Origin of the sequence: Mesorhizobium sp. WSM4887 (assembly GCF_029625865.1) — a bacterium.
Classification (GTDB): Bacteria; Pseudomonadota; Alphaproteobacteria; order Rhizobiales; family Rhizobiaceae; genus Mesorhizobium.
In genome coordinates this window covers 1-14,308 of sequence record NZ_JARTVP010000018.1, presented here as the reverse complement: position 1 = coordinate 14,308, position 14,308 = coordinate 1, and the positions used below count along the sequence as shown (strand labels likewise).

Here is a 14,308-nt window from a genome sequence, read left to right as displayed (position 1 = left end):
CGCCGGAGAAATCCAGCGGGTTCTCTCTTTCCCGCATCGCAGCTCGCGTTTTTGCGCGCCCCTCGAGCGAAGCGGAAAACACGCTTCCCCTTGGCCGGACGATGGTCTAGGCAGACCCGCGTGCCAGCGCGCAGCCCAGCGCGCCGATGAGGATGCCGGGAGAAGCCTTTCATGAGCAAGAAGACCCTGATCGCACCATCGGTGCTGGCGTCGGACTTTTCGAAGCTCGGCGACGAGGTCGAAGCGGTCGCGGCGGCCGGAGCCGATTGGATCCATCTCGACGTGATGGACGGCCATTTCGTGCCCAACATCACTTTCGGCCCACCGGTGATTAAGGCGATCCGCAACCGGACAAAAACCTTCTTCGACTGCCATCTCATGATCGCGCCTGCCGACCCCTACCTGGCGGCCTTTGCCGAGGCCGGCTGCGACGGCATAACGGTGCATGCCGAGGCCGGCCCGCATCTCGACCGATCGCTGCAAACCATCAAAGGTCTCGGCAAGAAGGCCGGTGTCTCGCTCAACCCGGCGACGCCGGAAACGGCGATCGAATATGTGCTCGACCGGCTCGACCTCATCCTGATCATGACCGTCAATCCCGGCTTCGGCGGCCAGGCTTTCATCCCGGCGATCGTCGACAAGGTGCGAAAGGTCAAGGCGCTGATCGGCGAGCGCCCGATCCGCATCGAGATCGACGGCGGCATCTCGCCGGAAACGGCGCCGCTGGTGACGGCCGCCGGCGCCGGCGTGCTGGTGGCCGGCGCGGCCATTTTCAAAGGCGGCACAGTAGAAACCTATCGGGCAAATATCGAAGCGATCCGCTCAGCCGCCGACAAGGCCGCCCGTTAAAGACGTCGACAGTGCGTTCCTACCAAAAGCCGCCTCGCTAACTAAGGGCTGTTCAGTATACCGAGTTATGTCAAGTCTCCCACTGACGTCAGCCTTTTTTCAAGTGGATTTTACTTTATTCGATAATTGACCCCGCCTTGTCTTAAAGTACGAATATCGCCATCATACGTTTTTAGGCGGCAGTGCTCGGCTGCAAGATACATCGTATGAAATTGCTTGGCCGAGGGGCCCTGCAAAACAGGGGCCGGCAATAGGAGTCAAATTGCCATACGGGAACGCCGATACGGGCGAAGGCAAGGGTGCCAAGAGCACGCTGGCCAGTTCGGTCTACCATCAGCTCCGCGAGGACTTGCTGCGGGGAGCTTTGGAAGCCGAGGGCAAGCTGCGCGTCGAATGGGTCGTTTCCCGGTATGGCGCCGGCGCCTCGCCGGTGCGAGAGGCGCTGAACCGTCTGGCCGCCGAGGGATTGCTCGGCCGCCACGACCAGCGCGGCTTCTTCGTGATGCCGGTCAACGCGGCCGAGTTGGAGGAGCTCACCCGCACGCGGTGCTGGCTGGAAGAACGCGCATTACGCGAATCCATTGCGCACCGCACCGCGGAATGGGAAGAACAGCTGGTGCTCGCCCTGCACCGCCTGGCGCGCGCCGAACGCCGCCGGCCCGACGACCCGGCAACCAACAATCCGGAATGGGAGAAGCTGCACCGCGCCTTTCATCGCGCGCTGATCTGCGCCTGCCGCTCGCATTGGCTGATCGGCTTTTGCGACCAGCTTTCCGACCAGGCCTCCCGCTACCGGCTGATCTCGCAGCGCGGCCCCGGCTCCGAACGCGACGACTTCGGCGAGCACCGGACGATTGCCGAGCGGACCATGGACGGCGACGCCGACGGCGCGGTCGAGGCCTTGCTCAGTCACTACCGCCTGACGGCGGAGATGTGCATGGCGCAGCTCAGCCCAGGCGACGGTCCGCGGGCTCGCGCAGGCAAGGCCGCGCGCGGTCGCAAATAGCTGCCCATCGCTGACAAATCTGATATTCGCTCTGGCCGAGCTTTCGACGCCAGGGGACGACATGACCAATCACCTGTTCGACGCGTTTCGCGCCAGCATGCCGGCGCCTGGCCAAGTGCTGATGGAGACGGATGACGGGCGTTCGATTTCCTATGCCGACATGCTGGCGCGGTCCGCGCGGTTTGCGAACGCGCTGGTCGCCGCTGGTGTGCTGCCCGGCGATCGCGTCGCGGTGCAGGTGGAGAAGACCCCTGAAGCTTTGCTCCTCTATCTCGCCTGTCTGCGCGCCGGCGCCGTCTTCCTGCCGCTCAACACCGCCTATACGCTGCCGGAGCTCGACTATTTCTTCCGCGACGCGGAGCCGCGGCTGGTCGTGTGCGATCCGGAAAAGGTGAAGGATGTGCAACCGCTTGCCGCATCGGCGGGGGCGGCGACGCTGACGCTAGGCCGCGACGGACAGGGCACGCTTGCGGACCGTGCGGCGCTGCAGCCGGCGGATTTTGCGGATCTGGAGCGCGGCCCCGACGATCTTGCCGCCATCCTTTACACATCGGGCACGACGGGCCGCTCCAAGGGAGCCATGCTCAGCCACGAGAACCTCGCCTCCAACGCGCGCGTGCTGGTGGATTACTGGCGCTTCAGCAGCGATGATGTGCTCATCCACGCGCTGCCGATCTTCCACACGCACGGCCTGTTCGTCGCGACCAACGTCATCCTGATGGCCGGCGCAAAGATGCTGTTCGAGCGGAAGTTCGACCCGGCCCGTGTGATTTCGATTCTGCCGCGCGCGACCGCGCTGATGGGCGTGCCGACCTTCTATGTGCGGCTCCTGCAGCAGCAGGGCCTGACGAAGGAGGCGGCCAGCCGCATGCGGCTGTTCATCTCCGGTTCGGCGCCGTTGCTTAGCGAGACGCATAATGCCTGGCGCGAGCGCACCGGCCACGCCATCCTCGAACGCTACGGCATGACCGAAACCAACATGAACACCTCCAATCCCTATGACGGCGAACGGCGCGCTGGCACGGTCGGCTTTCCGCTGCCGGGTGTCACGCTGCGCGTCGCCGACCCCGAAAGCGGCAAGCCGCTAGCCCAGGGCGAGATCGGCATGATCGAGGTGAAGGGCCCGAACGTCTTTGCCGGCTATTGGCGGATGCCAGAGAAAACCAAGGCCGAATTCCGCGACGACGGCTTCTTCATCACCGGCGACCTCGGCCTGATCGACACCGGCGGCTATGTCCACATCGTCGGCCGCGGCAAGGACCTGATCATCTCGGGCGGCTACAACGTCTATCCCAAGGAGATCGAGAGCGAGATCGACGCGCTTGCCGGCGTTGCCGAAAGCGCGGTGATCGGGGTTGCGCATCCCGACTTCGGCGAAGGCGTCACGGCGGTCGTGGTGCGCAAGCCGGGCTCGGCAATCAGCGCAGCCGATATCGCCGACGCCATTGCCGGGCGGCTGGCCAAATACAAGCATCCAAAGCAGGTGATCTTCGTCGACGAATTGCCGCGCAACACAATGGGCAAGGTGCAGAAGAACGTTTTGCGCGAGGCGTACAAGGATATCTACCAATCCAGACCGCAGAGCTAGGACTAGTGCAAACGCCCGGCAGCTTCGTCATTTTAGGGCGGAGCAAGGAGCGAAGCGACGCGGGAAGACCCTGGAAGCCATGCCTTAACGCCAAGGCGTGCAACGATTACAGAATTCTGCACCGTTGCGCCCCACCGCAGAGGTCACGGCATGGATCCTCGGGTCAAGCCCGAGGATGACGAAGGAAGAGGCCTACGCCGCAAAAACCTTCTCGCCGCCGATCCAGACATTCTTGACGTCCAGGTCTTCCGACAGCCCGACAATGTCCGCTGCGGTGCCGTTGGCGAAGCGGCCGAGGCGATGCGCCTGGCCGATCGCTTCGGCGGGATAGAGCGAGGCCATGCGGAGCGCCTCGTCGAGATCGAGCCCGACCACGCGATGGACGAAGCGCACGGCGGAAATCATGTCTAGATCGGCGCCGGCCAGCGTGCCGTCGGCAAGCCTGAGACTCCCGTCCTTGCGGTAGATGGTACGGCCGTTGAGGGTGAAGGATGTCATGTCGGTGCCGATCGTCGCCATGGCGTCGGTGACCAAAAGGATCCTGCCCGGGCCTTTCTTGGCATTGAGTGCAAGCGTCATGGTGCCGGGATGGACATGGATTCCGTCCGCGATGATGCCAGCGTAGAAGCTGCCGGTGTCGATCGCCGCTCCGGCCAGTCCCGGCTCACGATTGCCGATCTGGCTCATGGCGTTGAAGAGATGGGTGACGACCGTGGCGCCGGCCTCGGCGAAGGCCGTTGCCGTGGCATAGCCGGTGTCGGAGTGGCCGAGGCTGACAACGATGCCGGCCGCGGCCAGCGCCGTGACCCGGGCCGGCTGGACCGATTCCGGTGCGACCGTGGTGAGCAGCACCGGCAAGCCCTGACGCGCCGCGACCAGCGCAGCCTGGTCAGCGTCCGTCATTGGCCGGATAAGAGCCGGATCATGCGCGCCCTTGCGCGCGACGGACAGATGCGGGCCTTCGAGATGCAGCCCAAGAAAACCCGGCACCTTCTTCCGGGCGGCCTCGGCGCCGGCGGCGACCGCCGCGGCGGTGATCGCCGGCGTGTCGGTGATCAGCGTCGACAAGAGCGCCGTGGTGCCGAAGGGCGCGTGCGCCCGGCAGATGGTCTCGATCGAGGCGACATCGGGATGGTCGTTGAGCATGACGCCGCCACCGCCATTGACCTGGATGTCTACGAAGCCGGGAACCAAGAGGCCGCCACCGGTCTCGGCACGGGAGACGCCTGACGGCACGGCGCCGGTGGGCAGAATGGCCTCGACCATGCCGTCCTTGATGACAAGGGCCGTATCGTCGTGCCAGTCGGCCCCGTCGAAGATACGGGCGCCGGTAAGGGCGAAACGGTCGCTCATACGGTTTCCGTCACCTTGCGCAGATTGCGTGGCGCATCCGGATCGAGGCCGCGATGGCGAGCGAAGGCCTCGACGAAGCCATAGAAGGACACGATCAGCGGCAGCGGATCGGTTAACGGATGGCCGGTTGCGACATACGGCAGCCGCCTGGCTGCCTTCGCCTTGTCGGAGGTGACGAAAGCGGCCGCGCCTTTGGCCGTCAAGCTATCGGCGGCCTCGGCCACCGAAGGCTCCGACGCGTCGCGGGCAGCAAGCGCCAGGACCGGGAAGCCCGGCCCGACCAGCGCCAGCGGCCCGTGCATGACCTCGGCGGCGCTATAGGCCTCGGCATGCATGGCGCAGGTTTCCTTGAATTTCAGCGCCGCCTCGCTGGCGATCGCGAAGGATGGGCCGCGGCCGAGGATGAACAGCGAGCGCGGGGACTCGAGCGCCGCGGCGAGCGCCATCCAGTCGCAGGCGATCGCCTTGTCGAAATGCTCCGGCAGGCGGGCGAGCGCAGCAAGCAGCGCCTCATCGCCAGTGCTGTGCGCCATCAGCGCCAGGGCGGCGACGGCCGAGTTGACGAAGGTCTTGGTGGCCGCGACGCTGCGCTCCGGGCCGGCGAGAATGTCGATGGCATAATCCGAGGCGCGCGCCAGCGGCGAGTCGGCGGTGTTGGTGATGGCGACGGTGAGCGCGCCGCCGGCTCTCGCGGTTTCGGCCATGGCGACGATGTCGGGACTCTTGCCCGACTGCGAGATCGCCAGGCAAGCCGAGCCGCGTAGCCTCAGCTTCGCGCCATAGATGGAAGCGATCGACGGGCCGACGGAAGCGACGGCGAGGCCGGCTGTCAGCTCCACAGCATATTTCATGAAGGTGGCGGCATGGTCGGACGAGCCGCGCGCCACGGTAACGACGAAATGCGGATCGCGCTTGCGAAGGCCGCGGCCGGCCTCGGCCAGCACGTTGGCCGAGCCGTCGAGCAGGCGGGCGGTGGCCTGCGGGATCTCCTCGATCTCGCGCCGCATGTGGGTGGCGGTTGCGCTCATGGCCGGCTCTCCTCTCCCGGCCCGGTCAGCCGGAGTTCCGCGACGAAGTCATAGGCGTCGCCCCTGTAGATCGAGCGCGTGAACTCGATCACCTTGCCGCTCGCCAGATAGGAAATACGCTCGATGTGCAGGCCGGCAACCCCCGGCGGCACTTCGAGAAGGCGCGCGTCGCCGTCGCCGAGATTGGCGGCCGAAATGCGCTGCACGGCCCGCACCGGGCGGTTGCCGGTCAGTTCCAGCGCCGCGTAGAGCGAGGAGCCGATCGCTTCGGGGTCGGGAAGCACGCTCGCCGAAATCGCGGCGCGCTCGATCGCCAGCGGCGTGTCGTTGGCGATGCGCAGGCGCGCCACGCGCGCCACCAGCTCGCTCGACGACAGGCCGAGCACCATCATCTCGTCCGGCGAGGGCGCATAGAGGCCGCGGTCGAGCCAGGCCGAGCGCACGACCATGCCGCGGCGCGCCATATCCTCGGTGAAGGAGGTGAGCCGCGACAGCGACTGCTCGACACGTTCCATGCGCGGGGCGACAAAGGTGCCGGAGCCATGGCGCTGGACGAGGATGCCGCCCTTGACGAGATCCTGCACGGCCTTGCGCACAGTGACGCGCGAAATGTCGGCCTTGCTGGCTATATCGCGCTCTGACGGCAGCGCGTCACCCGGCCCGATCAGGCCGCGATTGACCGCTTCCTCAATGCTTTTTCTCAGCTGCAGGTAAAGCGGCGCGCCGCTCTGCGAGGATTCTTTGAGCATAGCGAAGATCTGGTCGGCGGCGCTCATCGCGGCGCCTCCGGCAGCATAGCGAAGATCTTGTCGGCGGCGCTCATCGTGGCGCCTCCGGCAGCATAGCGAAGATCTGGTCGGCGGCCCTCATCGCGGCGCCTCCGGCAGCATAGCGAAGATCCGGTCGGCGGCGCTCATCGGGCGCCTCCGGATTTGCCCGCGAAGATGCGCGCGGCCATCTGCACCGCGCCGCCGAGCGCGTCGTCAAGCGGGGCCTTCAGCAGCGCCTGATAGCGCGCCGACAGCCGCGGCGCGTAGAGCGGCGCCAGGCCGCCGAGCAGGCATAGCGGCGCGTCGTCGGCGAGTTCGAGCGCGCCGAGCGAAGCCTCGACATCGGCAACCGCCTTATCGAGGATCCAATTGGCGACGAGATCGCCCTTTTCGGCATGCTCGAAGACTTTTGGGGCGAAACCGCCGAAGTCGCCGGGCTTGGCGTTGGTGGTGAACTCGACCACGTCCTCGGGATTGTTGCGGAAGACGGCAAGCATGGCATCCGTCAGCGGCGAGCCGGGGCGGATGCCGTCATAGGCAAGGAGCGTCTGCTCGAGCAGGTCGCGGCCGATACGGGCGCCGCTGCCCTGGTCGCCGACCTGGAAACCCCAGCCGCCGATGGCGCGCGACTTGCCCGCTTTGCGCGCCATATAGGCGGTGCCGGTGCCCAGGATCGCCATGGCGCCGTCGCCGGAGCCGACGGCGCCTTCGAGCGCGATCTCGGCATCGGTCTCGACGCGGCTTTTGCTGAACGGCAGGATCGCTTCCAGCTGCTGCCTGTAGGTGCCGACATTGGCTCCGGCGAGGCCGAGAATGGCAGGCGTCTCGGGGATCAGCTCCGGATCTTCACCGGCGGCCACGAAAGCTTGCCTTGCCGCCTCGACGATGTTTGCGCGCGCCCCGGTAAGGTCGGTGCGGATATTGGCCGCGCCGCTCTTGGCGCGGCCAACGACAGCGCCGTCGGCGGTCGCAAGGGCCGCCCTGCAGCTTGTGCCGCCGCCATCGATGCCAAGCACGAATTTCACGCGATTTTCTCCTCGTCGCGGATAATACCAATAAAATACCAATAGCCAAGCGTTAATTTCGGTTCAAAAAAGAATAAGGCGTATTTGATTGAAAAGACATGGAAATTTGTCCCCGACGCGCTCCGGAGCATGAAAACGCGATGAGAGATGTGGACAAGTGGTATTTTTTTGGTATTGTTCGATCAGTTGGAGGAAAGCGGATGGCCGAGACGCGCACGGAAGCGCTTCATCAGAACGCCGCGGGGCTGGATGTCCAGGCCCCGGACGCCATCCTTTCGTTCCTCGCCAATGCGCAAATCGAGGCCGCCAGGGCCGTGCACGGCGCCATTCCGGCCATTGCCGAGGCCGCCGAGCTTGTCGCCAGACAATTGAAGGGTGGAGGCAGGCTCGCCTACGCGGCAGCCGGCAGTTCCGGCCTGATGGCTGTCGCCGATGCGCTGGAACTTCCCGGCACATTCGGTATAGCGCGGGACCGCATCGCCATCCTGATCGCCGGCGGCGACGAGGCGTTCCGCACGCTTGCCGGCGGACCGGAAGACGATACCGAGGAAGCCGCGGCAGCCGTCGCGAATGCCAATATCGGCAAGGGCGACTGCCTGATCGCCATCTCGGCCAGCGGCTCGACGCCCTATGCCGTCCAGGCGATCGGCGATGCCCGGCGCCGGGGCGCGGCGACGATCGCGATCGCCAACAACAACGGCGCGACGCTGTTCGGCGAGGCCGACGTCGCCATCCTGCTCGAGACGCCGCCGGAGCTGATCGCCGGCTCGACGCGCATGGGCGCGGGAACTGCACAAAAGATCGCGCTCAACATGCTGTCGACGCTCGCTGCCGTCCATCTCGGCCATGTGCATGACGGCTACATGGTCAACCTTGCCGCCGACAACATCAAGCTGCGTGACCGCGCGGTGCGCATGGTGGCCGCCATCAGCGGACGCAGCCGCGAAGATGCGGCGCGCCTGCTCGAAGAGAGCGGTGGCGGCGTCAAGACTGCCATTCTGCTCGCCGCGGGTGCTGCCAATGCCGATGCGGCCGAGAAGATACTGGAAAAAACCGGCCAGAAGCTCAGGCCGGCGCTTTCCGCGATCGAGGGGAGCAAGGCGCGCTAGCCGCTGTTCTCATCAAAACCGAACCTGAAAAAGGTCAACAGGGAGACTGGACATGACGACCAAACTACTGACGGCACTTCTCATCGGCACGAGCATTCTCGGCACCACCGGGATGGCCCTCGCCGAAGACGTCACGCTCAACATCGAGAGCTGGCGCGGCGACGACCTGACCATCTGGAAGGACAAGCTGATCCCGGCCTTCGAAGCCAAGAACCCCGGCATCAAGGTGGTGTTCGCGCCCTCGGCGCCGACCGAGTATGACGCGGCACTCGGCGCCAAGCTCTCTGCCGGCTCGGCGGGCGACCTGATCACCTGCCGCCCCTTCGACAAGTCGCTTGAGCTGTTCAAGAAGGGCAACCTCGCCGACCTCTCGTCGCTGCCCGGCATGGACAACTTCTCTCCGGTCGCCAAGGCCGCCTGGCAGACCGACGACGGAAAGTCGAGCTTCTGCGTGCCGATGGCTTCGGTCATCCACGGCTTCATCTACAACAAGGACGCCTTCGACAAGCTCGGCCTCAAGGTGCCGACGACGAATGAAGAGTTCTACGCCGTGCTCGACAAGATCAAGGCGGACGGCACCTATATCCCGATGGCGATGGGCACGAAGGACCTTTGGGAAGCCGCGACCATGGGCTACCAGAACATCGGCCCGAACTACTGGAAGGGCGAGGAAGGCCGTCAGGCGCTGATCAAGGGCGAGCAGAAGCTGACCGATCCGCAGTGGGTCGAACCCTACAAGGAACTGGCCAAGTGGAAGCCCTATCTCGGCGACGGTTTCGAGGCGCAGACCTATCCGGACAGCCAGAACCTGTTCACGCTCGGCCGCGCCGCCATCTACCCGGCTGGCTCCTGGGAGATCGGCCTGTTCAACACCCAGGCGCAGTTCAAGATGGGCGCCTTCCCGCCGCCCGTGCAGAAGGCCGGTGACACCTGCTACATCTCCGACCACACCGATATCGGCATGGGCCTGAACGCAGCCTCGAAGCACCCGGAAGAAGCCAAGAAGTTCCTGTCCTGGGTCGCTTCGCCGGACTTCGCCAACATCTACGCCAATGCGTTGCCGGGCTTCTTCAGCCTGAACAACACGCCGGTGAAAATGGAGGACCCGCTGGCACAGGAATTCGTCTCCTGGCGCGGCAAGTGCAAGTCGACGATCCGCTCGACCTACCAGATCCTGTCGCGCGGCACGCCAAACCTCGAGAACGAGACCTGGGTCGAATCGGCCAATGTGATCAACGGCACCGACACGCCGGAAGCCGCGGCCAAGAAGCTGCAGGACGGCCTCGACAGCTGGTACAAGCCGGCGAAGTAAGGCTTTAGCCATTCGAACCGGCCGGGCGCCGCCCGGCCGGCCTTCGGACAGATTTAATAGCGATTGTCGGCGCCGCCTCTCGGTCTTACCCTCACCCTTGCGGGAAGACGAAGCCGCACTGTCGCTGGCCTTGTTCCCTCGCATCATGGGGACAGTCAGGCCGCCGTGCATCGAGGCATCAGCCAAGCACCATCGACCTGGAACCGAGAGACGGCGGGGACCGAACTCATGGCCGCACAAACACGACCCAAGAAACCGATCCGCTGGCATATCGGCGTCTTCCTGGCGCCGGCGGTGCTGGTCTACACGGCAGTCATGATCCTGCCGCTGTTCGGCACCCTGCAGCTTTCCCTGTTCCGCAACATCAACCAGGCGCAAGTGTTCGTCGGGTTCGACAATTTCCACAAGCTGTTCGGCGATCCCAACTGGTCGGTGAATTTCTGGAACGCGCTGCGGAACAATGTCTGGTTCTTCATCATCCACATGCTGGTGCAGAATCCGATCGGCATCCTCTTGGCGGCGCTGCTGTCCAGCCCGAGACTGCGGTTTGCCGCCTTCTATCGCACCGCGATCTTCGTGCCGACGATCCTGTCCTTCGTCATCGTCGGCTTCGCCTGGAAGCTGATCCTGTCGCCGATCTGGGGCGTCGCGCCGCACCTGCTCGACTTCGTCGGGCTGAAGAGCCTGTTCACGCCTTGGCTCGGCAAAGAGCAATATGCGCTCACCGCGCTCAGCCTCGTCTCGGTCTGGCAGTTCGTCGGCATCCCGATGATGCTGATCTATGCAGCGCTTCTGTCGATCCCCGACGAGGTGATCGAGGCCGCCGAATGCGACGGCGTCACTGGTATGGCGCAGTTCTGGAAGATCAAGCTGCCGCTGATCCTACCTTCGATCGGCATCATTTCGATCCTGACCTTCGTGGGCAATTTCAACGCCTTCGACCTGATCTACACCGCGCAAGGGGCGCTCGCCGGTCCGAACTATTCGACCGACATTCTCGGCACCTTCCTCTACCGCGCCTTCTTCGGTTTTCAGCTGCAGGTCGGCGATCCCAACATGGGTGCCGCGATCGCCACGATCATGTTCCTGATCATCCTCGCCGGCGTCTGCGTCTACCTGTTCCTCGTCCAGACGCGCCTGCGTCGCTATCAGTTCTGAGGCGCGCCATGAGCACCGCAACACATTCGCTTCCCCGCACCATCGGCGCCCATGCGGTCCTTTTGACCTACACGGTGATCGCGCTGTTCCCGGTGATCCTGGTCATCATGAACTCGTTCAAGTCGCGCGCCGGTATTTTTGGCGCGCCGCTGACGCCGCCGACGCCGAAAACTTTCGACCTGATCGGCTACACCACCGTGTTCGGCCAGGGCGACTTTCTGCATTATTTCCAGAACAGCCTCGTCGTCACGGTCGCCTCGCTGTTCTTCGTGCTTCTGTTCGGCGCCATGGCCGCTTTCGCACTGTCGGAATACCGCTTCCGCGGCAACACGATGATGGGGCTCTATCTCGCGCTCGGCATCATGATCCCGATCCGCCTCGGCACCGTCGCCATCTTGCAGCTGATGGTGGCGAGCGGGCTGGTCAACACGCTGACGGCGCTGATCCTGGTCTACACGGCGCAAGGCCTGCCGCTCGCCATCTTTATCCTGTCGGAGTTCATGAGGCAGGTGTCCGACGACCTGAAGAACGCCGGCAGGATCGACGGGCTGTCGGAGTACACGATCTTCTTCCGGCTGGTGCTGCCGCTGGTGCGCCCGTCGATGGCGACGGTCGCCGTCTTCACCATGATCCCGATCTGGAACGACCTGTGGTTTCCGCTGATCCTGGCGCCGTCGGAAGAGACCAAGACGGTGACGCTCGGCGCGCAGCTCTTCCTGGGCCAGTTCGTCACCAACTGGAACGCGATCCTGGCGGCGCTCTCGCTGGCGATCCTGCCGGTGCTGATCCTCTACGTCATCTTCTCGCGGCAGCTGATCCGCGGCATCACGTCAGGAGCCGTCAAGTGAGTGCAGAACAGCCTCTTCGCGTCGTCGTCGCCGGCCTTGGCAATATGGGCCGCAGCCATGCGCTGGCCTATCACACCAACCCGGGCTTCGAGATCGCCGCGCTCGTGAACCGTTCCGAGGTGCCGCTGCCGGATGGGCTCGCGGGCTATCGCATCAGGCGCTCCTTCGAGGACGTGCTGCGCGACGAGAAACCGGACGTCGCCGCCATCGCTACTTATTCCGACAGCCACGCCGACTATGCGGTGCGGGCGTTCGAGGCCGGCTGCCATGTCTTCGTCGAGAAGCCGCTGGCGACCACGGTGGCGGACGCCAGGCGCGTCGTCGATGCCGCCAAAGCCAACGGCAGGAAGCTGGTGATCGGCTATATCCTGCGCCACCATCCGTCCTGGATGCGGCTGATCGCCGAGGCGCGCAAGCTCGGCGGGCCATACGTATTCCGCATGAACCTCAACCAGCAGTCCTCCGGCCACAGCTGGGAAACGCACAAGCAGTTGATGCAGACCACCTCGCCGATCGTCGATTGCGGCGTGCATTATCTCGACGTGATGCTGCAGATCACCGACGCCAGACCGGTCGAGGTGCGCGGCATGGGCGTGCGGCTCAGCGATGAAGTGGCGCCCTCGATGTATAATTACGGTCACCTGCAGGTGCTGTTCGAAGACGGCTCGGTCGGCTGGTACGAGGCCGGCTGGGGACCGATGGTTTCGGAGACCGCCTTCTTCGTGAAGGACGTGATGTCGCCCAAAGGCTCTGTGTCGATCGTCATGAAGGAGGGCGTGAAGTCCGACGACATCGACACGCACACCAAGACCTCGACCATCCGCCTGCACAGCGCCGCGACCGGGCCGGACGGAAAGTTCATCAAAGAGGACGAACTGCTGTCGATGGAAGGCGAGCCGGGGCACCAGGAACTCTGCGATCTCGAACAGGCCTTCCTGCTCAAGGCCATCCGCGAGGACATCGACCTGACCCGCCACATGGAGGACGCGGTGAAGTCGCTCGCCGTCTGCCTCGCCGCCGACCAGAGCGTGCGCACCGGCGCGCCAATCAAACTCTAGAACAAGGACGAAGCCGTGGGCTCGCTGAACATCGAGAACGTGAAGAAGGCATTCGGGCCGGTCGAGGTGCTGAAGGGCATCGACCTCGAGGTCAATGACGGCGAATTCGTCGTCTTCGTCGGCCCGTCCGGCTGCGGAAAGTCGACGCTGCTGCGCGTGATCGCAGGGCTAGAGGATTCGACCTCCGGGCGCGTGGTGATCGACGGCGACGACGTCTCCGTCACGCCGCCCGCAAAACGCGGCATCGCCATGGTGTTCCAGACCTACGCGCTCTATCCGCATCTGACGGTGAAGAACAATATGGGGCTCGGCCTGAAACAGGCCGGCACGCCTTCGGCCGAGATCGAGCGCCGCATCAAGATCGCTTCCGCGATGCTGTCGCTCGAGCCCTATCTCGAGCGGCGGCCGGCGGAGCTGTCGGGCGGGCAGCGCCAGCGCGTCGCGATCGGCCGCGCCGTGGTGCGCGAGCCGAAGCTGTTCCTGTTCGACGAGCCGCTGTCCAATCTCGACGCGGCGCTGCGCGTCAACACCAGGCTGGAGATCGCGCAGCTGCACCGGCGGCTAAAGGCAACGATGATCTACGTCACGCACGACCAGGTCGAAGCGATGACGCTGGCCGACAAGATCGTCGTGCTCAATGCCGGCCGCATCGAGCAGATCGGCAGCCCGATGGAGCTCTACAATGCGCCGGCCAATGAATTCGTCGCCGGCTTCATCGGCTCGCCGAAGATGAATTTCATCGACGGCGCCAAGCTTGGCGAGACGGCGAAGACCGTCGGCGTGCGCCCGGAACATCTGACCGTCGATGCAAAATCCGGCGCCTGGAAAGGCACGGTGGTGCATGCCGAGCATCTCGGCGCCGACACCAATCTCTATCTCGACTGCGAGAAGGCCGGGCTGCTCACCGTGCGGATCTTCGGCGTCTACAATGCCGAACCGGGCGCGACGCTCTATGCAACGCCGGATCCGGCGAAGACGTATCGGTTCGGGGCAGATGGAAGGGTGTTGAAGTAGCGCCGGCCTCCCCTTCTCCCCTTGCGGGAGAAGGTGGATCGGGGCGCAGCGCCGAGACGGATGAGGGGTGCTCCAGCGGAGTGCGACGCTTACTTCTGCAACGCAGAGATCGTTCCAACACCCCTTGTATCTGCGCGGAGGAGACTTTGTGCGAGAAGAGCGACTGAGCCTCGAACCGGACGGCCATCCG

At 64.7% G+C, this 14,308-nt stretch carries 13 protein-coding genes; 9 read left to right on the top strand and 4 right to left on the bottom strand.

The genetic code is table 11. From position 1 onward, the window contains the following. Positions 1-171: 171 nt before the first annotated feature. The 3 genes from rpe (at position 172) to P9230_RS30580 (ending at position 3,443) form a co-directional block, all read left to right on the top strand. A complete protein-coding gene (gene rpe, locus P9230_RS30590) occupies positions 172-849 on the top strand; it encodes a ribulose-phosphate 3-epimerase (RefSeq protein WP_066996092.1) in 678 nt (225 codons plus the stop codon). 262 nt (positions 850-1,111) lie between these two features. Further along, positions 1,112-1,855: a GntR family transcriptional regulator gene (locus P9230_RS30585; protein ID WP_067324052.1), complete on the top strand. Its 744-nt coding sequence runs from the start codon at positions 1,112-1,114 to the stop codon at positions 1,853-1,855. Between the two features lie 61 nt (positions 1,856-1,916). Continuing rightward, a complete protein-coding gene (locus tag P9230_RS30580) occupies positions 1,917-3,443 on the top strand; it encodes a malonyl-CoA synthase (protein ID WP_278121596.1) in 1,527 nt (508 codons plus the stop codon). A gap of 192 nt (positions 3,444-3,635) precedes the next feature. On the opposite strand, the gene nagA is transcribed toward P9230_RS30580, so the two are convergent. From nagA to P9230_RS30560, 4 genes are all read right to left on the bottom strand, one after another. Next, positions 3,636-4,796, bottom strand: coding sequence for an N-acetylglucosamine-6-phosphate deacetylase (nagA, locus tag P9230_RS30575; RefSeq protein WP_278121594.1), 1,161 nt, complete (start codon positions 4,794-4,796; stop codon positions 3,636-3,638). Next, complete coding sequence (locus tag P9230_RS30570; protein WP_278121592.1) at positions 4,793-5,824, bottom strand: SIS domain-containing protein; 1,032 nt, start codon at positions 5,822-5,824, stop codon at positions 4,793-4,795. Before P9230_RS30570 ends, nagA begins: the two co-directional genes overlap by 4 nt. Then, entirely contained in the window at positions 5,821-6,600 is a 780-nt protein-coding gene (locus tag P9230_RS30565; protein WP_067324046.1) for a GntR family transcriptional regulator, read from the bottom strand. Before P9230_RS30565 ends, P9230_RS30570 begins: the two co-directional genes overlap by 4 nt. Before the next feature lie 137 nt (positions 6,601-6,737). Then, the gene (locus P9230_RS30560) at positions 6,738-7,619 is read right to left on the bottom strand and encodes an N-acetylglucosamine kinase (protein ID WP_278121591.1); all 882 of its coding nucleotides are present in this window, start codon (positions 7,617-7,619) and stop codon (positions 6,738-6,740) included. Between the two features lie 200 nt (positions 7,620-7,819). On the opposite strand from P9230_RS30560, the gene P9230_RS30555 reads away from it, so the two are divergent. From P9230_RS30555 to P9230_RS30530, 6 genes are all read left to right on the top strand, one after another. Continuing rightward, entirely contained in the window at positions 7,820-8,728 is a 909-nt protein-coding gene (locus P9230_RS30555) for an N-acetylmuramic acid 6-phosphate etherase (RefSeq protein ID WP_127215654.1), read from the top strand. Between the two features lie 52 nt (positions 8,729-8,780). Beyond that, positions 8,781-10,040 (top strand): ABC transporter substrate-binding protein, encoded by a 1,260-nt coding sequence (locus P9230_RS30550; protein WP_067324040.1) that lies wholly within the window; start codon positions 8,781-8,783, stop codon positions 10,038-10,040. Between the two features lie 228 nt (positions 10,041-10,268). Next, the gene (locus P9230_RS30545; protein ID WP_095799125.1) at positions 10,269-11,198 is read left to right on the top strand and encodes a sugar ABC transporter permease; all 930 of its coding nucleotides are present in this window, start codon (positions 10,269-10,271) and stop codon (positions 11,196-11,198) included. 8 nt (positions 11,199-11,206) lie between these two features. Then, the gene (locus P9230_RS30540; RefSeq protein WP_278121589.1) at positions 11,207-12,046 is read left to right on the top strand and encodes a carbohydrate ABC transporter permease; all 840 of its coding nucleotides are present in this window, start codon (positions 11,207-11,209) and stop codon (positions 12,044-12,046) included. Next, a complete protein-coding gene (locus tag P9230_RS30535; protein WP_278052340.1) occupies positions 12,043-13,104 on the top strand; it encodes a Gfo/Idh/MocA family oxidoreductase in 1,062 nt (353 codons plus the stop codon). The genes P9230_RS30540 and P9230_RS30535 overlap by 4 nt, the downstream gene beginning before the upstream one ends. Before the next feature lie 15 nt (positions 13,105-13,119). Further along, positions 13,120-14,118 (top strand): ABC transporter ATP-binding protein, encoded by a 999-nt coding sequence (locus tag P9230_RS30530; protein ID WP_066996130.1) that lies wholly within the window; start codon positions 13,120-13,122, stop codon positions 14,116-14,118. Positions 14,119-14,308 lie beyond the last annotated feature (190 nt).